We start from the raw sequence: 24,608 nt of genomic DNA, 5'->3' as shown, positions 1-24,608 counted from the left end.
TTGAGCGTTCTCACTGAACTTCTTCATCTTTTCGGCAATAATGCATGTTTGCTCGCAACCAAACTCAACTCATGCTGCCTCAAGATAACGTTATTACATCCTTTCTGTGCAAAAAGCTCGGTCACAATCACCTTCGAATTGCCGGCGAATATTGGCACATTGAGAAGTTGGTGGCCTTGCAATGCATGATGTTGAAAGAAGCGCCTAACCTCCAAGAAGGGCTGCTTTGGTGGAGTAAAAGTGTCTCATTATTCGACCGCCGTTTGTACGTCACATTGCAGCATGGTGATGCCCAAATCCATCTGCAAGTCGAATGTAGAACGGGCGATATGCCAAATTGGGCGGAGTCGGTGTTTGGCTTGCTCAAAATGCAATTGGAAATGCTTGAGCTAAGCGAATCAATACAGGTACAAATTCAAGCCAGCAATCCACTCGCGGCCGATATTTTTCTAGGGGAAACGCGAGATTCTAAAACGAGTTCAAGCGTGTTTGACCTGGTGAAACATGTTTATTTGCTGCTTTCTCACCAGCCAATTGAGCAACCAGAATTACTGAGTGTTTTGAACGCCTTGTTCATCAAAAACAGCAATTACGCGCTCAAGTTAGAGCAAGCGGCAAGGCAACTGGGCGTCTCCAAACGCACCTTGCAACGTCGACTGCAAGAGAAGCAAATGAGCTACTCTCAATGCGTTGATTTCGCGAAAAGAAAGCAAGCACTCACTTTGCTTGCCGACACCCAACTCACAACGCAGCAAATCGCCTATCAACTTGGTTACGAAGAACCATCGAACTTTCACCGCACTTTTCGTCGTTGGTATCCGTTTTCACCCATGCAGTATCGCCAACAATGTTTGGATAACCGAACTCAGCTAAATCAGCAACCGATCCGCTTGTACTACGCCAAAGCCAATACCTTCGACGATAACCACATCGACCAACCTGTCGGCAAAATCTGGATGGAAGTGGACAATATTGCGTTTGAAAAAGTGGTCTCGGTAGAATGCCGTGACCGTGATGGCGCATGGCGGCGCTACCCCGCCTTCTTCGAGCGTTTTTTAAGTCATGGCACCGAACTCTGGGCAACGACCGAACTTCCGGTGGCGCATCCCCTTACCTTTCGCCTGTGTTACGAAGTCGATGGGGAGCGTTACATTGAGAATAACCACCAGCGTGATTATGTAGTTTCTAAGGGGCTTTTAATTGGCGCAACGGAATATATTGTCCCGACTCGGCAACTTATTAACATTGGGGCGCAATATACGCTCTTTATCGAACTGGCATGCCGACTTGAAAACGTTGCGAGGATTGACTGTTACGCCGATGATGACCCCACACCTCACGCAATGCGCTTAACCAAACACTCGCTACATTATGCTTGTTGGGTGCTGCAATTATCGCTCACTCAAACTACAAAGCAGTGCCGTTTCCGCCTTTATGATGAATCCGGCAACGAGCTCGCGAAAGAGCATTACCCGATACAATATCCTATTGTGCAACCGCTCAATTAAAACTGTCGGTCAGATCAAAATCGTCTCTTCGTGACATCATTTCACGTCTTTTTTGGCGTGAAATGACACTCTCAATTTCAAACCTTTGCTTTATCGTTTCTGCATTACTGCATAACGGAGGCAGAAACTGTGTTTGAAACTCTACCTAACCCAATGAATAAAATAAAAATACTTCCTTTAGCGATCGCTCTTGCTCTCTCTGGCTGTGGAAGCGACGAAACCACACCAATCGATACAGGCAGCCACGTGGCATCTCCTGATTGGCAAGATCAAATCATTTACTTCCTGATGATCGACCGTTTTAACGACGGCGACAGCGCTCTCAATGATCAAGGGCAAAACGAATTCGATCCGACGTCGGATAAAAAATTCAGCGGCGGCGACCTCGTTGGCGTGAGTGATAAGTTAAGCTACATCGAAGATCTCGGTGCCACATCGATCTGGATTACTCCGCCAGTTGCTAACCAATGGTGGGATGCAGAGCAAAACTACGGCGGCTACCACGGGTACTGGGCGCGCGATTTCCAAAAAGTGGATGAACACTTTGGCGACATGGAAAGCTACCAAGCGTTAGCACGCGAAGTGCATGCGCGTAACATGTTCTTAATTCAGGACATCGTGACCAACCATGTAGGCAACTTCTTCACCTACGATGATCCTTACAGTTATGATCCAAGCCTACCTTGCCAAGGCTTCCGTTTGATTGAAAATGCGCTACACGCCGGGCAAGAACTGCCATACCCGCTCAACATGAACGAGTGTAAAACAGACGGCACAGGCAGCTACCACTGGACGCCAACCATCACCGACCACAACGATCCGGTACAAGAAAAAACCTGGCAACTCTCTGATTTGGATGACCTTAATACGTCCGATCCCGAAGTGCGCGCTTACTTAAAAGAGAGCTACCGAAAATGGATTCGCGAAGTCGGCGTCGACGGATTCCGTATCGATACGGTGAAGTTTGTTGAACACGATTTCTGGAATGACTTCCTACACGCCGACGATGGTGTGATGACGCAAGCGGTTGATACCGGTCGTGACAACTTCCTCACTTTTGGTGAAGTATTCGAAACATCGACGCCTTACCACACCGAAGGCGAAGAGAAGATGCTGACTTACATCGGTGAAAGTGGCTCGCCGAAACAGCTAACCTCGGTACTGAACTTCCCATTGCAAGCGACCATGACGCGCGTATTTGCATCAGGGCAACCGACCGATTACTTACGCTTCCGTCTTGAGAAAATGATGGAGATGTTCCCAAATCCATACATCATGCCGAACTTCATTGATAACCACGATATGCCACGTTTTCTATCGCAAGGCAGTGTCAACGATATGAAGCAAGCTCTGATCACCATGATGAGCGTACCCGGTATTCCTGTGATTTACCAAGGTACAGAGCAAGCGATGCCAGCAGCGCGCGATGCGATGTTTGCTGGCGGTTACCGTGAAGACGGCGACTACGTAGATTCATTCGACCAAAACAGCGAGATGTACTTGTTCATCCAAGAGCTTGCTAAGTTACGTACCGAAAACAAAGTCATGACACGCGGCGAAATGAAAGTCATTGGCAGCGATAAAGCTGGCGCCGGTGTGTTCGCCTTTACCCGCACTTTGGATAACGACGAAGTCTTAGTGGTAATGAACACATCGAATTCCCCAATGTTGATGAACCAACTCGATGTAGAGCAAGCGGACGGCACCGTTTTCCAGCAACAAATCATGTCGAACTGGGCAGACGCTCCAGAGCAATTAGTCGCAGATGAAAATGGTAACGTAACCCTTGAGTTGCCATCCAAGTCAGCAGTGATTTACTCAAAAACAAGCAGCAATCAATCTGTAGATACCCCAGACCTCAAAATCCAACTGGCACAGGATTGGGAAGGGCAAACCATCACTGGTGATATTGTTATCGCGGGTAGTGCGAACGCCAACGAGAAGTTGAACCTCGTCGTCGATGGTAACTTGGAAACAGCGCAAACCATTACTGTAGGTGCTGATGGTCAGTTTAGTGTCACGCTGTCGACTCGTCATTTTGCGATTGGCGAGCAACAGCACCGCTTCGCGATTTATTCCACCGAGAAAAAAGCAGGCATCGAGGACGTGAATTTTGTCTCCAACCTAAGCTGGTCAAACACGCCGGACAACACCATTGATGATGCGGGCGATGCACAAGACGGCGTGGGCGGCCCTAATGGCAACTACTCATTACCAACCGATCCAACGTTCGACAAAGACAACAGCCAACTCGCGATCAACAAAGCAGAAGTGTTTACCGTTGGCAGTAACGTACGTTTGACCTTCACTATGGACAAAATCACCGACACTTGGTTGCCACCAAACGGCTTCGACCACGTGGGTTTCACCATCTTTATTGATTTACCGGAAGAAGCCGCAACCAACTTGTCTGAGCTACCGAAGATCAACGCTTCTATGCCAAACGGAACCTGGAGTCGCAATGCGGTTGTTTTTGGCTGGCAAAGCTCGATTTACAGCACCAAAGGAGCAAATGCGACGACATGGGGAGAAGCCGTAACTCCAGCACCAACAGTGACAGTAGACAAAGCCAACAACACCATTTCTATGGACTTTGCTAGCGATGCATTAGGCCGCCCAGAGTCGCTCGATGGAATCCGATTCTATGTCACGACTTGGGACTTAGACGGCCTTTCGGCAACTTACCGTCCGCTAGAACAAGACAAAGGCCCTTGGAACTTCTCCGGTGGCGCATCGGATGAAAGTAAGATTTGGGACGATTTACCAATCATCACCTTGTCGGAATAAACCGTTAAATAAAACACCGCCCAGCGTTTAGCTGGGCGGCCATCAACAAAAAAATGCAGAAAGACACTTCTGCTCGTTTTTATTCTAGTTAAAGAACGATTTCACCCACAGCACCAGACTGTCCCAAAGCTGACCGAACCACGAGCCCTCTTCTACCGCTTGGCTGCTGACCAAGGGATAACTCGCCACGGTACTGTCATCGCTTTTCCAAACGATCTTACCAATCTCGTCTCCTTGCGCGATCGGCGCAATCAACGGTTCATTTAGCACCACACTCTTATCAAGCCCAGCCGTCATTGAACGAGGCAGAGTGAGATAGGCATCTTTAGCAAAGATCGCCTCAACTTTATTGGTATTTCCCTTCCAAACGCGAACTTTAGACTCAACTTGGCCTTGCTTAGCAACTTGCTTGGTGTCATAAAAACGAAAACCATAGCTGAGTAGATTCTTCGATTGGCTGATCCGAGCCTGTTTACTTGGCGTACCCATCACCACCGAGATAAGGCGCATTCTTCCTTCTTTGGCCGAGCTCACCAAGCTGTATCCGGCATTGCTGGTGTAGCCGGTTTTGCCCCCGTCGACATCAATGGAATTGTCCCATAACAACTTATTGCGGTTGTACTGCGTAATGTCGTTCCACTTGAAGACTTTCTCGCTGTATAGCGCATACACATCAGGAACATCGCTGATGATCGACTGCATGAGTCTTGCCATATCGGTTGGTGAGGTTTGGATGCCATCACTATCAAGACCATGGGAGTTCACAAAATAGGTGTCTTGCAGTCCTAATTTCTCCGCCCAACCATTCATCAAGGCGACAAAGCCGCGTTCACTGCCTGCAACGTGCTCAGCCAGTGCAACGCACGCGTCATTTCCTGATTGGATGATCACGCCGCGCATTAAGTTCGCAACACTAATTTCATCTTTCGGTTTGATGAACATTTTAGAAGATCCGGGAAACTTGGCCGACCACGCGTTTTCGCTCACGGTGACAACATCATCCCAATTCAAACGCCCCGCTTTGATTTCTTGCCCAACTACATAAGCGGTCATCAACTTGGTTAAACTCGCCGGAGCAAGGCCTGCTCGCCCGTTATGCTCGGCAATAATGGCACCGGATTGAAAGTCCATTAATACGTAACCTTTCGCCTTTAATTGAGGTGGGTTGGGCGTAACAACGGCAAAAGTAGGTACGCTTATTAAACAAGTCACAATAATCCATCGAGCCAGTGACACTTTCATCCGACTTCCTCCATGCTCTTACTTTGTCGCAACTCTATTGAGCATAGCTCACTCAACCAGTTGCACCAGTCGCTAATCGTTTCATTTTCTTGAACTTACATTGATTTGACCAAGGTATAGAACTGAAGAGGCAATTGGGAAATAGCGTTGGTTCTTCGCGCCATTCGCAGTAAAGTAGCGCTACCCCTCAATAAGGAAATAAAGATAACAATGAACGCTCAATCATTTATCGACGCAGGATTGCATTACACTCCCCACAGTTTTACCGTTCCTCTGGATTACCAAAACGCGAGCAAAGGCACCATTGAAGTCTTCGCCCGTGCGGTTTGCCTAGTTGGCGAGGAAGAATCGACCAAACCTTGGTTGGTTTACTTTCAGGGCGGACCTGGCTTTCCCTCTCCGCGTCAAAACGGCAATAACGGCTGGGTAAAACGCGCGCTGCAAGAGTACCGAGTTTTGCTTCTCGACCAGCGCGGTACGGGCAACAGCAGCGTAATTAATCACCAGACGCTTGCTCACCTCACGCCAGAGCAACAAGCAGACTACTTGAGCCACTTCCGAGCGGATAACATCGTGCGCGACGCGGAATACATTCGTGAGCAATTTGGCGTCGAAAAATGGGCGATCTTAGGTCAAAGCTTTGGTGGGTTTTGCTCCCTCACCTATTTGTCTTTGTTCCCAGACAGCTTGCTACAAAGCTACATCACAGGTGGCGTGCCATCAGTCTCACGTCATGCCGACGATGTGTATGAAGCCACTTTCAAACGCACCATGGAGAAAAACCAAGCGTTCTTCCAACAATTTCCCAATGCGCAACAACTTTGCCAAAACATTGCGAATCACTTGCTGGAAAATGAAGAGTACCTACCAAATGGTCAACGCTTCACAGTGGAGCAATTTCAACAAATCGGCATCAACTTTGGTGTGAGTGATACTTTCTTACCAACTTACTATTGGCTAGAAAGCGCGTTGATTGAAGTGAACGGCAAACCACAACTTCGTTATGAGTTCTTAAACGATATGTTGGCGCAGCAAAACTTCCAAACCAACCCGATCTACGCCATTTTGCATGAATCGATTTACTGCCAAAGCTTCGCGTCGAATTGGAGTGCGCACCGCGTTCGCCAAACCCGATCAGAGTTTAATTATGAATCTGGCAAGCCATTTTACTTTACGGGGGAAATGGTCTTCCCATGGATGTTCGACCAATACGTTAACCTCAAACCACTAAAAGACGCCGCAGAAATATTGGCAGCGAAAAAAGATTGGACTGCGCTGTACGATCAAACACAACTGGCTCAGAACAAAGTGCCTGTCAGTTGCGCCGTTTACGCCGATGATATGTTTGTTGAAATGGATATCAGCCGAGAGACGCTCGCGTTAATACCAAACTCAAAAGCGTGGATCACCAATGAGTACGAGCACAACGGCTTACGTGCCGACGGTGAACGTATTCTCGACAGGCTCATCGCCATGGGCAAACAGACCGCAGCTACGTTGAAATAAGCACGGCAGACGTTAGAAAAACGCCTTTTCAGTATGTGGTGAAAAGGCGTTTTATAGCGGTTTATGAACAATGGCGATCAGTCATTCACTCTTTGTCCCTAAACCTTTATCCCTCACCACCTCATGTATAAAACTGCGACATGTCCTTTCCTTGTCAATGACTCCGATGATTATTTGGTGCTTCTTGCGCCTAACTTTTTTGAAGGGCCTAAAACAGAATAACAGCATAAATTTAAACCAAAAGTATCGGCCCCAACCTACCTAACTCACTATAATTAATGCTTATAATTTGAACACATAGCGGCTTCACCTGCGGACATGCTCTCCCTATCAAAGACCGCCAGGCCCCGCCTACTCATAATATCCGTATAATTTGTCCGTATTTCCGACTAGTTTAGTCAGGTATACTTCGTGCCGCTAAAATTTTAAGGTCGTTGACCACCTGTATTTTTAAAGGAAACCTCATGAGTCAGTATGTAGTTTGTGCGCTGTACAAGTTTGTTGAGCTGAATAACTATCAAGAGCTACGCGAGCCATTACTTGCGTTGATGGAAAAACACCATATTCGCGGAACATTACTACTGGCAAGTGAAGGTATCAACGGCACAGTTGCATCTGATCGTGCAGGTATTGATACGCTACTGGAGTGGCTAAACAACGAACCTCGTTTGACTGGCACCGTATACAAAGAGTCGTATTCTGAGACCCAGCCATTCAATCGCACCAAAGTGAAATTGAAAAAAGAGATCGTAACATTAGGTGTTGAAGGTATAGACCCTCGCCACGTAGTGGGTACTTACGTGAAACCTCAAGAGTGGAACGATCTTATTGCTGATCCTGAAGTGTTTGTTGTCGATACACGTAATGATTACGAAATCGAGATCGGGACATTCAAAGGCGCTGTAAACCCAAATACTGAAACCTTTCGTGAATTCCCAGACTATGTAAAAGAAAACATGGACCCGGCAAAACACAAGAAAGTTGCGATGTTCTGTACCGGTGGTATCCGCTGCGAAAAATCAACGGCTTACATGAAAGAACAGGGCTTTGATGAGGTCTACCATCTAGAGGGCGGCATTCTTAAATATCTTGAAGAAGTTCCTCAAGAAGAGAGCATGTGGGAAGGCGATTGTTACGTATTTGACGGTCGTGTTGCAGTGAACCACCAGCTAGAAAAAGCAGATTACGATTTATGTAACGCTTGTCGTCTACCGATCACTGAAGAAGACAAACAGTCAGAATTGTTCGAGCAAGGCGTGAGCTGTCCAAAATGTCACGGCACACACTCAGAAGAACAAATTGCTCGATTCCGCGAGCGTGAAAAACAAGTTGTTCTTGCAGAGCAGCGAGGCGAGCAGCATGTTGGTGGTGAAAGTGCCAAGCAAAGAGAAGCCCGACGTGCCGCTAAGTACGCGCAAAAAGAAGCGCAGCGTAAACAAGACTAAGCCCAACTCTCCTTATATTTAGCGAGCTGCCGTAAGGTGGCTCGCTTTTACTACGCACCAATACTCTTTCAATACAATTTTGTATCCCTCACCAATACCTCTAGTTGATAGTCTCTTTTGCCTTCGGGTAGCCCCACCATTTCATCATAAGCACTTTGATGTACTAAAACCTGCTTATTTGCTTTGATATTCCTGCACTTCTTTTGCATCTCGATCAGGGAGTGAGCCCTCAAAAAGATACCGTTGTCATCAGTGATAAATTGCGCTTCTCCATCAATCACGACAGATGCCTGGTACAATGCGAGATCAAGCGAATGAATGACCAATTTGTCTACATAGAAGTATTTTTGTAACTTACTCAATGGTATTGCCATGTGTCACCTCCCTAAAAGTTACCTCTACGTTTTGTAGAATAAAACCGATCATTGGATGAGATTTCTTCGGTTTACTTGCGTACAACATCGGAAACTAAAGAGGATTCCGATGCAAACAATCAATGTCGTGTGGTTAAAACGAGATTTAAGGCTGACTGACCATCAACCACTAACTCAAGCATTATCAACAAAGCACCCAACTGTGCTTTTATATATTGTTGAACCATTGCTATTGAACAACCCACACTATTCTGAGCGCCACTGGCGATTTGTTTGGCAATCACTGCAAGACATGGATGAGACGCTCAAAGCATATGGGCATCGAATCACGGTGCTGTTTGACGATGCCTTAGCATGTTTTCAATCAATTCAAGCGCAATATCAAATCAACGCTGTTTTTTCTCACCAAGAAATAGGACTCAACTGCACCTTTGAACGCGACAAACAAGTTGCCGCTTGGCTGTATGAGCAGAACATCGACTGGTTTGAGTTCGAACACGGTGCTGTTATCAGAGGTGCAAAAAACCGGCAAGGTTGGGACAAACATTGGGACTCTGTCATGAGAGCCTCAATAAGCCCTATTGAGCTCCAAACCGACTTATTGCATTCATTGGATGCAGAAGCTCTCGGCTGTTCGTTTTCGCCACCATCATCCTGGCGATCAAAATGCAAAGGAATGCAAACGGGAGGAAGCCGGCTCGCTTGGAAAACACTAGAGGACTTTTTCCATCGTCGAGGTCGTGATTACTATCGAAGCATTTCTAGTCCCACAGCCTCACGCACAGCCTGTACTCGACTTTCTCCATATCTCGCTTGGGGTAACATATCCTTGCGTGAAGTTTATCAATACCTTTTGAAACACTGGCAAGTCGCTGGGTTTCGTCGCAGCTTAATTGCATTGTCTTCACGGCTTCATTGGCACTGTCACTTCATCCAAAAATTCGAATCGGAATACGACATGGAGTTTTACTGCGTTAATCGGGCTTACGAACCATTGATTAAACAAAGTAGTACTTTCGATGAAGAAAAGTTAGCAGCATGGAAATCTGGGCATACCGGCGTACCTTTGATTGATGCCTGCATGCGCTGTTTGCACCACACTGGTTACATTAACTTTCGCATGCGTGCCATGCTGGTTAGCTTTCTTACTCACCACATGAACATGAATTGGCGAGTAGGTGTAACGCATTTAGCGCAACTGTTTCTCGACTTTGAGCCCGGAATTCATTACCCACAATTCCAAATGCAAGCAGGAGTAACCGGGACTAACACAATCCGTATTTATAATCCGATCAAGCAAGCCCAAGAACATGATCCTGACGGCACGTTCATCTACAAGTGGGTACCTGAATTGCAAATGGTTCCTCCCCCTCTTTTATTCGAGCCTTGGACAATGACCCAGATGGAAGCTGTCATGTATCAGTTGCAGCCAGATAGCCGTTACCTTGCACCTATTATCACACCAGACAACGCAGCTAAGGCAGCAAGAGAGCGCTTATGGACGTGGCGGAAACGAGCCGATGTGAAACAAGAAGGCAGACGAATTCTTGCGCGACATGTTAGACCCTCAAAAGAAAGTAGGACGCGATGATCATCTCTCAATCACAATGCGTACAAATGCAAACACACTCCAGGGAACCCGTTGTACCCTCAACTAGTAAGGAACACATTATGTTCAAACGTATCTTAGTTATCGCGGCGACACTGATGGCGACATTATCTTTTATGCTTCCCGTCAAGGCTCATGAGCATGGCATGATGAAAGCCGATATTGTCGACGTTGCCGCTGAAAACGGCTCTTTCAATACGCTTGTTGCTGCGGTGAAAGCAGCGGGCTTGGTTGACACTCTCAAAGGAGAAGGCCCATTTACTGTTTTTGCACCAACGGATGACGCTTTTGCAAAACTGCCAGACGGCACAGTCGACATGCTCTTAATGCCGGAAAACAAAGACAAGTTAGTATCTGTTTTGACTTATCACGTCGTCCCAGGGAAAGTGATGGCTGCCGATGTTGTTAAGCTAGACAAAGCGACTACGGTTCAGGGGCAAGATGTGATGATTAAAACCATGGGCGATAAAGTCATGGTTAACGATGCAAATGTCATTGCAACCGATGTGAAAGCTAAAAACGGTGTCATTCACGTGATTGATACTGTCATCATGCCGAAATAACACCATTCAGAGGGCGGTACAATCCGCCCTTTAGACAGAACTTCTTCCACCCTTAGCACGATTCCTCTCCACTTATCCCCAACAAACCCCCACTCATTCACCATGACTATAAAAAGGATGAAAACAAAATTAAAATCAATACCTTGTAAGACGACACTGCACAATATTGACGAGGTTAAGATATCGTTACCTTTCAATTTGAGAACAGGATTCCATGTCAGTGACGTTTACTTTTCCACATGTAAATTCTTAAGCTAAATTTTGGCTGCTCAATCACATTTCGGCAAACCATTCGAAAGGGTGGGACGCAAAGCTTCCGGTCTGTCAGCATTTAAAAATCTAAAAGAATGCTCATGATAGCGGGGTTACCATGACGCAGTGTTACAGAAGTCCAATTTCTGTAGCGTTGCTTTATGCTCAGCATGCGCCGGGGTGTGACATTAGTTTGTCAGCCATAACAGAGGACATGTGATGAAATCATTTCCAACCAAATCCGTACTCGCGTTAGCACTTGCAAGCATTAGCTCAGGTGCTGCGGCTCACGGTTATGTATCAGAAACCAATGGTGGTGTCGCTGCAAGTCGCTCGGCACTATGTAAGTATCCAACGCCAGATACTAACGAAAAAAATAATAACTGCGGTGCGATTCAATATGAACCGCAAAGCGTTGAAGGCCCTGATGGCTTTCCCGAAACAGGGCCTCGCGATGGTAAAATAGCGAGTGCCGAAACCGCTTTAGCAGCTGCCCTTGATGAGCAAACTGCCGACCGTTGGGTAAAACGCCCTATTCAAGCAGGTACACAAACTTTTGAATGGACATTTACCGCTAACCACGTGACGCGCGACTGGAAATATTACATCACCAAGCCTGATTGGAACCCAAACGCTTCACTATCACGAGACTCTTTTGATCTAACTCCTTTCTGTGTCGTCGACGGCAATATGGTTCAACCCCCGAAACAGGTAAGCCATCAATGTAATGTGCCTACTCGCGAGGGATACCATGTCATCCTGGCAGTATGGGATGTTGGCGACACTGCAGCCTCATTTTATAACGTGATCGATGTGAAATTTGATGGTGACAGTCCCGTTATTCCAGATTGGAAGCAAGGCGGTCAAATTATTCCTACAATGGATTTAAATATTGGGGATTCGGTTTATACACGCGTATTTGATCAAGCAGGTGAAAACGTGGCGTATAGAACTGAACTAGAAATTACCGATGCAGCAATGGGCCAAGCGAAAAACTGGTCTTACGCACTCGCGACTAAGCTAAACCAAGAACAAGCAAAACTGCAAGCCGGGCAGTATGCAGAGGATAAATTCACTCCTGTTTATGGTACTAATCCGGTGTATCTGCAAGCAAATAGCGGCCTTGAGCGAGTAGAGATCGGCTATAACATTGAAACTCCTGTTCCAGAATACTCACTCACAGTAGATGGCTTAGCAGACGAATATATCATTGAGTCAACACCGACAACGTTGGATCTGACACTAACTGCTGAAGGCGATTTAAATGCAGAACTCACCGTTTACAATCACCATCGCGAGCCACTTGCAAGTTGGGCAAACGAAATGAAAGACGGCTCGGTAGAGGCGATATCGCTCGCTTTAAGTAAATCGGAGCCGGGTCACCATATGCTCGTAACACGTATTAAGGATAAAGATGGCAACTTGGTGGATCAGCAAACACTCGACTTTCACTTAAAAGAAGAGTCAGTTACTCCACCACCATCTGATGAGTACGATTTTGTCTTCCCTGAAGGACTATCTAGCTACACGGCGGGCACAAAAGTGCTTGCCAGCGACGGGGGCATTTATCAATGTAAACCTTTCCCATACTCTGGTTACTGTATGCAGTGGAAAGAAAGCGCAAATCATTACGAGCCTGGAATAGGTTCACACTGGGAGATGGCTTGGGATAAAGTCAACTAAATCACCCTTTGAACGTTAAGTAAAAAGAGCCTCACGATGAGGCTCTTTTATAATCAAACGCAAAAATGACAGCTTTCCCGGTCTAAACCATGAACACCAGATAAACTAGTGAGATGCGCTCGCCCCTCAATCAGCCCCATTTCATACCCTTCTAGTAAAACGGATTGTCGCATTGATAAGCGCTGAACATGAAAATTATCTGGTGGGGCAATCACCCTAACATGTGTTCCTGGTGGAGGGTTACGAATAAACTCTAATGATTGATTATAGTTATCTGCACGTCTTAACATCGCATCCGCCATTTTGGGGTGCTCCGCAAACAGTTTCTTCATCAGCCATGTGGTCTTAACTGGCTTTTTGGCATAATTCAGCGGGTGAGAGAGTACTACGGTTATGTCGCGAGCCCCTCGACGATAAGCCTCACGCACTGGGATAGAATCAGCGACCCCACCATCGGTATAACAACCGCCAGAAAAACAAGGGGTATGCTTGTAGGCAATCGGTAATGCTGTTGTCGCTTCAATCGCATGGTGAAAATTATCACGTGTCACGCGGTAATAATCTGCCTGCCCTGTATCTACATTTGTTGTCGCTGCGAGAAAAGGAACGCCATTAAACAGTTTATTTTCATCGACGGGATACAAGCGATTAGATTCTTCAAACAACCACTTCACATCGATGAGGTCCCCACCTTTAACGAAGCGAGTCGGGTCAAAAAAGCGTTTGCTTGTGGCCAGCTTAGTAATGACGTTAATACTGCGATGCGGGTAGTCGGTCAAATACCCAATCAAATTTGATGCACCAGCAGATACACCGATTGCAAAATCAAACGGTTTATAACTCTGCTCTAAAAACGCATCTAACACTCCGCTTGCGAAGACGCCTCGCATCGCGCCACCTTCTACTACAATTGCTTTTGTTGCCATATTTCCCCCATTCTCCTTGCCAAAAGAGTAATGAAATTCGTGCAATCACAACAATTGAATATTCTTATTATTGAAATAGGTGAAGTCTATTTATTTCTCTCTTAGAAAATGAAAACTAAAGTTCAAAAAATCCGTACCCGTTAGAAATGTAATTGCGGGTTGAACCAAGGTGGCAATGCCTAAGAGAAATCTAGGAGAAAACCGTTTTATAGGCTTCGCCCGCGCCATCAATGAACATTTGAGTACCAATAACCGCTAGAATTAAGCCCATCATTTTAGTCACAACATTTAGAGCACTTGGTCCAACCGCTTTGACCAATTTGTCTCCAAACAAAAACAGTACATAGGTGATCACACAAAGGACAGCGAAAGAAACGATAGTAATAATGGTTTGATCGAAACCACCCGCTGTCGCAAAGTTCATCGCGGTAGCAATCGTTCCAGGCCCAGCTAATATTGGCATCGCCAGTGGAGACACTGCAATACTCAATGCCGCCCGTTGCTGAGCTGGTGAATACGCCTTCTCTTTGGTTTTTTGATGCGTCGAATCACCTTGAAGCATGTTAAAACCTATCAAAAACACCAAAATACCGCCTGTTATTCGCAATGCATAAAGCGTGATACCAAACAAATCAAAAATTAACTTACCGGCAATAGAAAATATCGCGATGATAATAAATGCAATAAAAACCGAGCGGAGCGCAATGGAACGGATGGTTTCTTTATCTTCATCAGCAGTTAAACTCAAAAAGATGGGAATATTGGCGATAGGGTTCATGATGGCAAAGAAGCCCATAAACACCGTAACTGTATGAACAATGAGTTCTTTCATATTTTCCACTGCATTTAAATTATTGATTCTAAAAACAGTATATACGCTCTCAAACAGAACGAGTGGTGTATTCTCTATTCGTCTTCACACTTATGCACCAAGCATTGTTTTTCTTTTGAGATAGTTTACCGACTCATCAAATGTCGCTAAGGTGAGTCTTCAGCCTTTAACGTAACAGGGGATGTTAAGTCACCATGAACAGCACGATTCAAACAATTCTCAATCACCGCTCAATTCGAAAATTCACCTCACAACCGATTGAGAGTGAACAATTAGATGCCATTCTTCAAGCCGGCCTTGCGGCATCCTCATCAAGCATGTTGCAAGTCGTTTCAATTATCCGCGTGACCGACAAAGAAAAACGCACGCTATTAGCTCAATATGCCGGAAATCAAGGGTACGTTGAAAGCGCGGCTGAGTTTTTGGTGTTTTGTATTGATTACCAGCGCCATGCCAGTATCAACCCAGATGTTCAAGCTGACTTTACCGAGTTAACGCTAATAGGCGCTGTAGACTCGGGCATCATGGCACAAAATTGCTTGCTTGCGGCGGAGTCGATGGGACTAGGAGGTGTGTATATTGGTGGTTTACGAAACAATGCCCAAAAAGTAGACGAATTATTAGGTTTACCTAAAAATACCGCCATTTTATTTGGTATGTGTCTTGGTCATCCAGATCAAGCCCCTGAAGTAAAACCTCGCCTACCTAAGCATGTCGTGGTGCATGAAAATCAGTATCAAGACCTAAACTTGGATGATATTCAGACGTATGACCAAACTATGCAAAACTACTATGCAAACCGTTCGAGCAATCAAAAACAGAGTACTTGGTCACAAGAAGTCACCAGTAAACTGGCTGGGGAATCACGTCCGCATATCCTGCCTTACTTAAACAGTAAAGGACTCACTAAAAGGTGATGACCACAATACGATAGGATCAAAAAAGGCCTCTGAAGAGGCCTTTAGAATTTATCAGCAAAAACTTGCTTAGTTACCGCCTGTCGCGCCAGTGCCTGGACCCGGTGGGTCTTCAGGTTCAATTGGCTCACCGACTTCCGCATCTGGAATTTGTGGTACGTCAGGTTCGATATCTTCTAATGGAATGTCGTTATCGATAGCCTCTTTTACATCAGCAACAACTTTCTGAGTATCTTCAGCTGGAATCGTTACGTAGATAACGTCACCTGAATCATTCTCAGGATAATTTGGGTTCGCCGCGATTACATCTTCTGTTATTGCTTTTGCAGCAACAGCTACAGCTTCAGGCGAAGCTGTTGGGTTCGCTTTGATGATGTCTGATACAACGTTTGCTGTTGCAACTAGCTGAGTAGCAAGTGCGCTGTTACCACCCTCACTGCCAAGTCCTGCTACTACAGATTCTGTATCACGAAGGATTTCGTCAACTGTTTTACCACTTGCATTGATATCGATACCCAAATTCTCGAATACTTTTTCAGCGATATCAGAAGAGTATACTTCACCATCTTTTAAAGAGTTAGCAACCAAAGTCGTAAATGGAGAGCCTGTTACCAATGAATCCGCCTGGGCTAGGCCTTGAGGGATTTTGTAGTCAGATGTAATAGGTTTGCCATTTGACGCGTCTTTACTATCTTCTGTGTGCGTTAATACGAAAGCACAATCACCTGGCGCATTTACAACGTTGATATTTTCAAAACGCGCTTTACCAACCATACCTTCATAGTTTGTTGTATTTTCAATCGCGTCGTATGTCTCACCACCACATACTGCTTGAACTTTCATGCCGATAACAGCTGGGTCATAAGCCTGAACTGAGTATCTTTTTACCTCAGGGTCGCTGTCACTACCACAACCTGCTAGTAGGACTGCTGCCACACTTGCCGTTAAAAGTTTGATTTTCAAAATTAGCTCCAATATTTGTTGTTATATCCGACCGCAACAGGAAGCATAACGGCAGTTGCATATAGTGTAAATAGGATGCATACAACTTTGGCATGAGTTTTTTCACATTCTTGCCTGTTTGCTTGTGCAAAATCATGCATTCATCTCAATAACGTTAAATAGACACAATTTTGTCATGTATTCGTCAGTATTTTTTCAAGTAACTTGTTGCCTTTATTGCAACCAGATGGATAATAGTTGACTATTTTTTGTGGGTCGGATTTTCACACCTTCATTAATGAAACTAAGAGCTCTAAGTCGCTAGCAGCCATTTGGAGTGTTTATTACACAAATAATTCTGAATGGACTCGCTTTCTAAAGGCTTAAAACTGCAGTAAATCATCAATATTGATGAAATGCAGTTCAATTAGAATGAATCAATTTCAGTCGGCAAACTTTCTTTCGGTAGTTATAAACCAATGAACACATTTAATAAATTTTTGGGGATATCAGTACTTCCTATCCTTCTTACAGGGTGTACTTTGCCTGGTAGCCACCTTTCGGTCAGTGACAAAACAGTCATGAGCACTGAATCGAGTGATATAGAGTCTCAGGTTACCGTTTATCCCTTAACTTTGGAGCGCGTAACGTCTTTAAATTCAGTGGACCCTTTTTCAAAACCAAACCCAGAGTTAGATATTGAAATCGCAAAATATGAATACGAAGTAGGACCTGGCGATATCCTAAATATCACTATTTGGGATCACCCAGAGCTAACGATCCCAGCGGGCTCATACCGAAGCTCAGCCGAAGCGGGTAACTGGGTGCATTCGGATGGCACGATCTTCTACCCTTACATAGGTGTCGTACATGTTGAAGGCAAAAACGTACGTCAGATTCGTGCAGACATTGCAAGCCGCCTTGCAAAATACATTGAGAGCCCACAGGTCGATGTAAGCGTTGCGGCATTTCGCTCTAAAAAGACTTATGTAACTGGCGAAGTTAACAAGCCAGGACAACAACCAATTACAAACATCCCCCTTACACTTCTAGATGCTGTGAATAGAGCTGGCGGACTGGCTGCCGAGGCTGATTGGCGTAATGCGACACTGACACGCAATGGCGTTGTTGAAAACGTCTCTTTGTATGCTCTGATGCAACAAGGCGATTTAACTCAAAACCGCCTTCTAAAGCCTGGCGATATTGTTCATATTCCTCGAAACGATGCGCAAAAAGTATTTGTTATGGGCGAGGTTAACGATCCGAAATTACTCAAAATTGATCGTAGCGGCATGAGCCTTACTGAGGCTCTTAGCAGCGTTGGTGGTATCAGTGAAATCTCCGCAGATGCTACCGGTGTGTTTGTCATCAGACGTTCAAAAGAAGAAGCTAAAATGGCGGACATTTATCAGCTAGATGTTTCTGACGCTTCTGCTTTGGTGATTGGTACTGAGTTTGATCTCAACCCTTACGACATAGTCTATGTGACGGCTGCACCTGTTAGTCGTTGGAATCGTGTGATTGCTCAGCTCGTTCCAACCATTTCCGGCTTTAATGAACTAACCGAAGGTGTACTACGAGTACGCACTTGGCCGTAAAACAACGTGCCGCAAGAAAATTATCTCTTGCGGCACGTAATCGATAGCTACTCAGCTCAATTGCGCAATATAAAGAAGCCAGCAATTCAGTTGAGATCATAAGCATACAACTTAAAGTAGGGTAAGCATTTGTTTTCTAATATTCTTGTCGTCTGTGTCGGTAATATTTGCCGCTCTCCAACAGGAGAGCGGCTTTTGCAGTCTTTACTACCAAACAAACATGTCGCATCAGCAGGAATCGCAGTAGATAAGAGCCATCTAACGGGAAAAGCTGCTGACGAGATGGCAACCACTATCGCGAACGAACATGGCGTAAGCTTAGATGGACACGAAGCACGACAATTAACACCTGAGCTTTGCGCTCAATACGATCTGATATTGGTTATGGAAAAAGGTCATTTAGAAGCCTTAACCAAAATCGCTCCTGAGGCACGAGGTAAAACGATGCTGTTTGGACAGTGGATAAATGAAAAAAGCATCCCTGATCCATACAGACAAAGTAGAGAAGCTTTCGAACATGCATATACGCTTATAGAAAAAGCAGCAAAAGCGTGGTCTCAAAAACTATAAGCCGCAAGGCTAAATAAACGCCAATGGCAAGGTATTTAAGAAGTTAAAGTAATGACAACACAAACTATTAAGCAATCACGTCAAGCCGACGATGAGATCGATTTGGGAAAGTTATTTGGGATCATTCTCGATGCCAAATGGCTCATTCTATGTACCGTAGTCCTATTTTCAATTATAGGCGTCGGCGTTGCCATTCTATCAACACCTATCTATAAAGCTGACGCTCTTATCCAAATCGAAAGTAAGAGTTCAGGTGGTATTTCAGCGATGGTTGGTGATATGGGAGAGCTGTTTTCAGCAGAATCATCAGCGACAACAGAAATAGAGATCATCAAATCTCGTATGATCTTGGGCGGTACTGTTGATAAGTTCAACTTAACGACTGTCGTTTCTCCAAACTACATGCCAATTATTGGTAAAGGCCTAGCTCGACTACAAGGTGAGCAAATCAGTCTGAGCGTTTCACGATTTAATGCTCCTTCTTACGCAGTTGGCGTTCCTTTAACTCTTGAAGTTATTGATTCTGAAAAACAGACGTTCAGGCTCTTAGAAGATGACAATAACGTCATTCTAGAAGGTAAAGTTGGTGAACTGCTTGAGAAGAATGGATACCAGTTTTTGGCGACTGAACTTGTGGCTCAAACTGGTGACTCATTCACGGTCAGCAAAATCAGTAAATTAGATGCAATTAATAAACTTCAAGAAAACTTATCGATTAGCGAACGTGGTAAGCAAACCGGGATTATATCTTTAAGCTTCTCTGGTGAAGACCGCGCTAAGATTCAAGATATCTTGAACGACATTAGCCAAAACTACTTCTTACAAAACGTTCAAAGAAATTCTGCAGAGGCAGAGCAAAGCCTCGAGTTCTTGAAAGGTCACCTCCCAGACATCAAAACAAAACTGACCGCTTCTGAAGACGTTTTAAATCGGTTCCGTCAAGAAAATGAATCTATCGATTTAGGCCTTGAAGCTCAGTCAACGCTGAAAGTAATGGTTGAGTTAGAAGCACAGCTAAATGAGCTTACATTCAAAGAAAGTGAGATCAGCCAACGCTTCACACAGGATCACCCAGCTTATAAGTCGCTACTTGATAAACGTGAAACACTACTAAAAGAGAAAGAACGTCTTAATAAACAAGTTCAAAAGTTACCGAAAACACAGCGTGAAGTTCTACGTATGACACGCGATGTAGAAGTAAACCAACAAATCTACATCCAACTATTGAACAAGGTTCAAGAGCTCAACATTATTAAAGCCGGAACAGTTGGCAACGTTCGAATCTTAGATAACGCTCAATCTTTCTCTAAGCCAATCAAGCCGAAAAAAGCGCTTATCGTTGTGCTAGCAACACTGCTTGGCGGTATGGCAGGCGTGGCTTTCGTATTAATTCGTGCAGCATTCCACCGTGGTGTGGAAACACCAGATCAAATTGAACAGATTGGCATGCCAGTTTACGCAAGCGTTCCAAAATCTATTCAACAACTGGAATTTGCAAACAAGCTTAAGCGCAACAAAGGCAGCAACAATGAGCTAGTCCTTCTAGCGGAAGCTAACCCAGCTGATCTTTCCATTGAGGCTCTACGTAGTCTTCGCACTAGCTTGCACTTTGCAATGATGGAAGCGAAGAATAACGTTCTTATGATTTCAGGTCCTGCACCATCTATCGGCAAAACATTTGTATCGACCAACTTTGCGGCCGTAGCTGCGAAAACCGGTCAGAAAGTGCTGCTTATTGATGCGGATATGCGTAAAGGTTATTTGCAGCAATGCTTCGGTCTACGTTGGGACAACGGTCTTTCTGATTACTTGAGCGGTAAGACATCCCTTAGCAACATCATTAAATCTACATCCATTGATAATTTAGATGTTGTGACTCGCGGCCAAGTACCACCAAATCCGTCAGAACTTCTTATGCACCCTCGCTTCAAGAGCTTTGTTGACGAGATGTCTGCACAATACGATCTAGTCATCATCGATACACCGCCTGTACTCGCAGTTACCGACCCAAGCATTGTTGGCGCGCTTGCAGGAACAACTCTGATGGTCGCTCGTTTTGATCAAACGACTTTGAAGGAGATTGAAGTCGCGCAAGGTCGCTTCGAGCAATCAGGCGTTGAAGTTAAAGGTGTGATTCTCAATGCAGTTGAGAAAAAGGCATCTAACTCATACGGCTATGGATACGGCTACTATAACTACGCGTACAAAAGCGAATCATAAGTTGAATTTAGATCGCTAATTAAACCAAATATGACAAAGCCCTGCTAGAAACAGCAGGGCTTTTTCTATTGCACTCTTAATTGCTTGTACGTAATCAAACTAAGCAAGACAAAGAATATTGGGTCACTCCAACCAAAACCGACAAATACTCCGATAATGCCGGCATAGGTAGTAATCACTGCCCCTAAGCCATTAGTAATCAATAATGCTTTAAACAGCTGTTTCGCAGTATGCCCTGATTCCACATTACGTAACATCAAACTCACCGCAGCGATTCCACCTAAAAAGATCGAAGTATGCTGCGATAAAAACAGCGCGTACTGGTCGTTAATTTGTACTCCATACATCGGCCACATTATGGTTGGTACAAAAAACAACGCAAAAGCGAATACCGTATATACGACACCATGAACGGTTAGAAAAGTGCGGTTGGTCATCATCTCCTTATCCTCTAATAGGCCCTTGATTGAGCGTCGTTAACGGCACATTGATATCGAAAATTTGACCTCGTACTTCGACTACGCCCATTTTTCGTAAGCGTGCGGCATGCATTTCGAGATACGCTTGCGCCGTGGCTTCATCTTCAAAAAGATAGATACCACCACCGAGTTTGTCTTTTTCGCTTTCCGTCCAGATTTTCCAAATCATGCCCGACTCTTGGTTAATCGACTTAGCTAAGTCGACCAAAGCATTCGACATCTCTTCACCAAACGGACCATGAAATTCAAAATCAACTTGTAATAATTTCGCCATCTTGAGTCTCCTCTTCTTATTGACTCGTTTTCGATGACAAGATTATTACCTTTATAAAACTGACAGAAAAGTTCATAATTTCGCCATTAACTGTCTAAAAAATTGACTCATGAGACTAAAAACGACCTTAGAACAATGGCAAACGCTACAAGCGATTAATCAAGAAGGCAGCATTCAATCCGCAGCTTTACTGCTCAACAAGAGCCATACCACATTGATCTACTCGGTGAGGAAGTTAGAAGACCAACTTGGTATTCAACTTATCGAAGTACGAGGGCGCAAAGCGGGTTTGACAGAGCACGGCAAAACCATACTGCGTCGTGCACAATCCATGCTTGAACAAGCGCGGGAACTAGAAGTCATCAGCGAGCAGTTAAAAAGTGGGGTGGAATCTCAAATCACGGTCGCAATAGATCATCTTTGTGACCCTTGTTGGCTTTATGCACCACTCAGTCAATTTTTGGAGGACAACAACACGACCTCCGTTCAAGTGGTCGAAACGTCACTGAGCAAAACAACCGAAATGGTCGTAAATGAGCTCGCTGACATCGCAATCATCAACTTACCGATAACCAACTACCCTGCCGAAGCATTTGGCGTAACAACCATGCTGCCTGTAATCGCAGCACACCATCCACTCGCTAAAAAGCCGCATGTTTCCATCGACGATTTTGCAACCACCAGCCAAATTGTCATCCGTGACTTAGGTGATTCAGACAAAACGAAAAGAGATGTGGGTTGGTTACGCGCACGTCAGCGTATTACCGTCGATAACTTCGACCACGCTTTTCACGCCGTAGAGCAAGGCGCTGGATTTTGTCGGCTACCAGCGCACTTAGTCGCAACCCGCAAGAGCGATAAAATTAACGTATTGGAGATCGAACACTCCCATCAATATCAAGTTGCGCTGCACCTCACTTTGCCCAAAGGAGCCAAAAGTGGTCCTGCGACTCAAGCGCTTTATCGTACTTTACTCAAAAGTGTAGAAACTCGAGTCTAGCAACAGTGGTATTGAGTTGAATCGCTAGTGTTATCGGCTATTGATTCTCCCTAAATATAGAGAAACGGCCATTTTGTGACGCTACACTCTCACAAAAGGTTGCACGAAGGATAGCGACCACCTACTATCACTCTGCTCATGCCTAAAGCACCCAACACTCGCGGAAAGAACTCGGTTCACGGCAATATCCTCACCTGCTTGGTTTAGCAGGCACAATCTGTTTTTACCTTCTTTTTTGCTTCTATATAGGCGAGTGTGGAAGAAATAAGAAGGGTGAAATATGAACTCTACAAATAGCTTCTCGATCAATATCAATCAGCAAAAATCCATTGCTAAAAAAAGGCTCAAAGCTATCCGCCTATACGATGACGCTACGTTGGAGTTAGTTAAGCGATTTCACTCCAAACCAGAATCTTTGGCTCCCAATACAATTCAATTGGCTGACGTTCAACATGCACTCGCAAGAGAACTTGGCTTATCCAGTTGGAGTAAACTAAAAGCTCATGTCGAAGAGCTAGAAGCGCACAAACTAGCCATCAAACAACAAAAACCGCCCCTAGATGCGAAAGTAAAAACGCTACACGTTCGTTGCGGTCACGATATACAACAACAGCTTAAAACCAGTGGATTTGAAGGGACATTTTTAGCCCTGATCGATCCGCTTTGTATTGGCCCCATACCAGCAACACCGCAGAACTTCCTTGCCATTCGTGCCCAATATGTCGTAGAGACTCTGCTGCCTGTGATGAAGCGTGAAGACTCGGTTCAAGATATAGTCACATTGGAACAATCAAACCTCGATCTGTTGCAAAGTGATGTATTTGAACGAATCGTCTTTTGGGTCGAACATGACAGTTATGATCAATTGATGCTAATTCGTGCTCTAACACAGTTAGAGAATGTAGAGAATAAAGTGATAGAGATCATTGAGTTGAACCAGTTCCCGGGCACTGAACGATTCATCGGCTTTGGGCAGTTGCCTGAAGAAGCTATTCGTTCTTGTTGGCGATACCGTAAACCTGTGACAGCAAAATTATTCAGTCAGGCTAAACGGTGTTGGCACGCTATTACATCACCAACACCTATTTCCATAGTTAATTTAATTCAGCAGCATAACCTGGATTGCTTGCCCAATATATTCAACGTGCTTAAACGCCATTTGCAAGAGTTACCTAATTCACAAACTGGATTGAGCTTGACACAACACCTCGCACTAAAGGTCTTGAGCTCGCAAAATCGTTCAATTCCCATCAAAGATTGGTTTGAGCAATATCAACAACTAGAACCTCTTCCTTACCTAGGAGACGTGATGTTTTACGCGTTACTCCTCCCTCTAGCACAGTGTCAAACACCTTTGATCACGATTGAGTCACGTGAAAGGCACTGGTGGGAACAAAGCGTCCGTATCACTGAGGCTGGCAAGCAGTGTTTGGAAGGCTTAATACGAGCGAAACAATGCTATTGGGTTGGAGGGATTAAAAATACCAGTCAAAGTTATTGGAGCTGGGATCACCTCCAACTAACTACACTTGCCAACCATCATTGAATTGACAAATATGAAAGCATAAAGGGTTCGTTGGCTCTGATGAACACTCAATACTAAATTATCCCTAAAGAAGCGACCGCTAGCCTGAATATAACTTAAATAGTTATGCAGAAATGCATCCACTCAAAGAGAGTATGCACTCTATCTCTTATTAAAATTTATTGTAAATCCTCTTTGTTATCGGTTGTATATTCGATAAAAGTGTTAAAATACAAACTTTTCATCCGGCCAATTCGTTAATATTTGGTTAAAATCCCATTTTTATTAGTGATAAAGTTCACATCTATTAACCATTTAGAGGATTATTCTTTCGTATTTTCTCACTCCGCTGCTAA

The 24,608-nt window shown here is 44.8% G+C and carries 20 protein-coding genes and 1 riboswitch; of the genes, 13 read left to right on the top strand and 7 right to left on the bottom strand.

Annotation, left to right across the window (positions count from 1 at the left end):
- Nucleotides 1-44: 44 nt before the first annotated feature.
- A complete protein-coding gene (locus tag R7Q11_RS03835) occupies nt 45-1,508 on the top strand; it encodes a helix-turn-helix domain-containing protein (protein WP_198039124.1) in 1,464 nt (487 codons plus the stop codon).
- Between the two features lie 129 nt (nt 1,509-1,637).
- Nucleotides 1,638-4,295, top strand: a complete 2,658-nt coding sequence (locus R7Q11_RS03830) for an alpha-amylase family glycosyl hydrolase (RefSeq protein WP_064354957.1) — start codon at nt 1,638-1,640, stop codon at nt 4,293-4,295.
- 84 nt (nt 4,296-4,379) lie between these two features.
- Here R7Q11_RS03830 and R7Q11_RS03825 read toward each other — a convergent pair whose 3' ends face one another.
- Entirely contained in the window at nt 4,380-5,537 is a 1,158-nt protein-coding gene (locus R7Q11_RS03825; protein ID WP_225466201.1) for a D-alanyl-D-alanine carboxypeptidase family protein, read from the bottom strand.
- A 210-nt stretch (nt 5,538-5,747) separates the two neighbouring features.
- Here R7Q11_RS03825 and R7Q11_RS03820 point away from each other — a divergent pair, with 210 nt between their 5' ends.
- On the top strand, nt 5,748-7,043 hold the full coding sequence (locus R7Q11_RS03820; protein ID WP_172563937.1) for an alpha/beta fold hydrolase: 1,296 nt from the start codon (nt 5,748-5,750) through the stop codon (nt 7,041-7,043).
- A 464-nt stretch (nt 7,044-7,507) separates the two neighbouring features.
- Nucleotides 7,508-8,488 carry a rhodanese-related sulfurtransferase gene (locus R7Q11_RS03815; RefSeq protein WP_005374899.1) on the top strand — a complete coding sequence of 327 codons (981 nt, stop codon included), beginning with the start codon at nt 7,508-7,510 and terminating at the stop codon, nt 8,486-8,488.
- A 68-nt stretch (nt 8,489-8,556) separates the two neighbouring features.
- Here the strand turns inward: R7Q11_RS03815 and R7Q11_RS03810 are convergent, their stop codons facing one another.
- Nucleotides 8,557-8,862: a DUF6482 family protein gene (locus tag R7Q11_RS03810; protein WP_225466200.1), complete on the bottom strand. Its 306-nt coding sequence runs from the start codon at nt 8,860-8,862 to the stop codon at nt 8,557-8,559.
- Nucleotides 8,863-8,971: 109 nt separating this feature from the next.
- On the opposite strand from R7Q11_RS03810, the gene R7Q11_RS03805 reads away from it, so the two are divergent.
- The 3 genes from R7Q11_RS03805 (at nt 8,972) to gbpA (ending at nt 12,969) form a co-directional block, all read left to right on the top strand.
- Complete coding sequence (locus R7Q11_RS03805) at nt 8,972-10,453, top strand: cryptochrome/deoxyribodipyrimidine photo-lyase family protein (protein WP_225466199.1); 1,482 nt, start codon at nt 8,972-8,974, stop codon at nt 10,451-10,453.
- 80 nt (nt 10,454-10,533) lie between these two features.
- Entirely contained in the window at nt 10,534-11,034 is a 501-nt protein-coding gene (locus tag R7Q11_RS03800; RefSeq protein WP_005384595.1) for a fasciclin domain-containing protein, read from the top strand.
- 272 nt (nt 11,035-11,306) lie between these two features.
- A riboswitch (cyclic di-GMP riboswitch) is annotated at nt 11,307-11,407 on the top strand.
- A gap of 98 nt (nt 11,408-11,505) precedes the next feature.
- The gene (gbpA, locus tag R7Q11_RS03795; RefSeq protein WP_104976409.1) at nt 11,506-12,969 is read left to right on the top strand and encodes an N-acetylglucosamine-binding protein GbpA; all 1,464 of its coding nucleotides are present in this window, start codon (nt 11,506-11,508) and stop codon (nt 12,967-12,969) included.
- 53 nt (nt 12,970-13,022) lie between these two features.
- Here the strand turns inward: gbpA and R7Q11_RS03790 are convergent, their stop codons facing one another.
- Together R7Q11_RS03790 and R7Q11_RS03785 are read right to left on the bottom strand one after the other, a co-directional pair.
- On the bottom strand, nt 13,023-13,895 hold the full coding sequence (locus tag R7Q11_RS03790) for a patatin family protein (protein WP_005374891.1): 873 nt from the start codon (nt 13,893-13,895) through the stop codon (nt 13,023-13,025).
- A gap of 190 nt (nt 13,896-14,085) precedes the next feature.
- A complete protein-coding gene (locus tag R7Q11_RS03785; RefSeq protein ID WP_005374889.1) occupies nt 14,086-14,727 on the bottom strand; it encodes a MarC family protein in 642 nt (213 codons plus the stop codon).
- 194 nt (nt 14,728-14,921) lie between these two features.
- On the opposite strand from R7Q11_RS03785, the gene nfsA reads away from it, so the two are divergent.
- Complete coding sequence (nfsA, locus tag R7Q11_RS03780) at nt 14,922-15,644, top strand: oxygen-insensitive NADPH nitroreductase (protein WP_025768625.1); 723 nt, start codon at nt 14,922-14,924, stop codon at nt 15,642-15,644.
- A 69-nt stretch (nt 15,645-15,713) separates the two neighbouring features.
- Here the strand turns inward: nfsA and R7Q11_RS03775 are convergent, their stop codons facing one another.
- Nucleotides 15,714-16,607, bottom strand: a complete 894-nt coding sequence (locus R7Q11_RS03775) for a hypothetical protein (protein ID WP_025768626.1) — start codon at nt 16,605-16,607, stop codon at nt 15,714-15,716.
- 458 nt (nt 16,608-17,065) lie between these two features.
- Between R7Q11_RS03775 and R7Q11_RS03770 the strand changes: the two genes are divergently transcribed.
- From R7Q11_RS03770 to R7Q11_RS03760, 3 genes are all read left to right on the top strand, one after another.
- Nucleotides 17,066-18,184: a polysaccharide export protein gene (locus R7Q11_RS03770; RefSeq protein WP_017820139.1), complete on the top strand. Its 1,119-nt coding sequence runs from the start codon at nt 17,066-17,068 to the stop codon at nt 18,182-18,184.
- Nucleotides 18,185-18,313: 129 nt separating this feature from the next.
- Complete coding sequence (locus tag R7Q11_RS03765) at nt 18,314-18,754, top strand: phosphotyrosine protein phosphatase (RefSeq protein WP_025768627.1); 441 nt, start codon at nt 18,314-18,316, stop codon at nt 18,752-18,754.
- 51 nt (nt 18,755-18,805) lie between these two features.
- Nucleotides 18,806-20,974, top strand: a complete 2,169-nt coding sequence (locus R7Q11_RS03760) for a polysaccharide biosynthesis tyrosine autokinase (protein ID WP_005374875.1) — start codon at nt 18,806-18,808, stop codon at nt 20,972-20,974.
- A 65-nt stretch (nt 20,975-21,039) separates the two neighbouring features.
- Here the strand turns inward: R7Q11_RS03760 and R7Q11_RS03755 are convergent, their stop codons facing one another.
- The gene (locus R7Q11_RS03755) at nt 21,040-21,411 is read right to left on the bottom strand and encodes a hypothetical protein (protein WP_017634450.1); all 372 of its coding nucleotides are present in this window, start codon (nt 21,409-21,411) and stop codon (nt 21,040-21,042) included.
- 7 nt (nt 21,412-21,418) lie between these two features.
- Nucleotides 21,419-21,727 carry a monooxygenase gene (locus R7Q11_RS03750; RefSeq protein WP_005384613.1) on the bottom strand — a complete coding sequence of 103 codons (309 nt, stop codon included), beginning with the start codon at nt 21,725-21,727 and terminating at the stop codon, nt 21,419-21,421.
- Between the two features lie 109 nt (nt 21,728-21,836).
- Here R7Q11_RS03750 and R7Q11_RS03745 point away from each other — a divergent pair, with 109 nt between their 5' ends.
- The gene (locus R7Q11_RS03745) at nt 21,837-22,727 is read left to right on the top strand and encodes a LysR family transcriptional regulator (RefSeq protein ID WP_042521726.1); all 891 of its coding nucleotides are present in this window, start codon (nt 21,837-21,839) and stop codon (nt 22,725-22,727) included.
- A 280-nt stretch (nt 22,728-23,007) separates the two neighbouring features.
- Nucleotides 23,008-24,273 (top strand): DUF1835 domain-containing protein, encoded by a 1,266-nt coding sequence (locus tag R7Q11_RS03740; protein ID WP_042521728.1) that lies wholly within the window; start codon nt 23,008-23,010, stop codon nt 24,271-24,273.
- The last annotated feature ends 335 nt before the right edge of the window (nt 24,274-24,608 follow it).

The organism is Vibrio sp. 970 (assembly GCF_033339075.1).
Note: the sequence above shows the minus strand (reverse complement) of the source record. Positions and strands in the feature narration are given on the sequence as shown.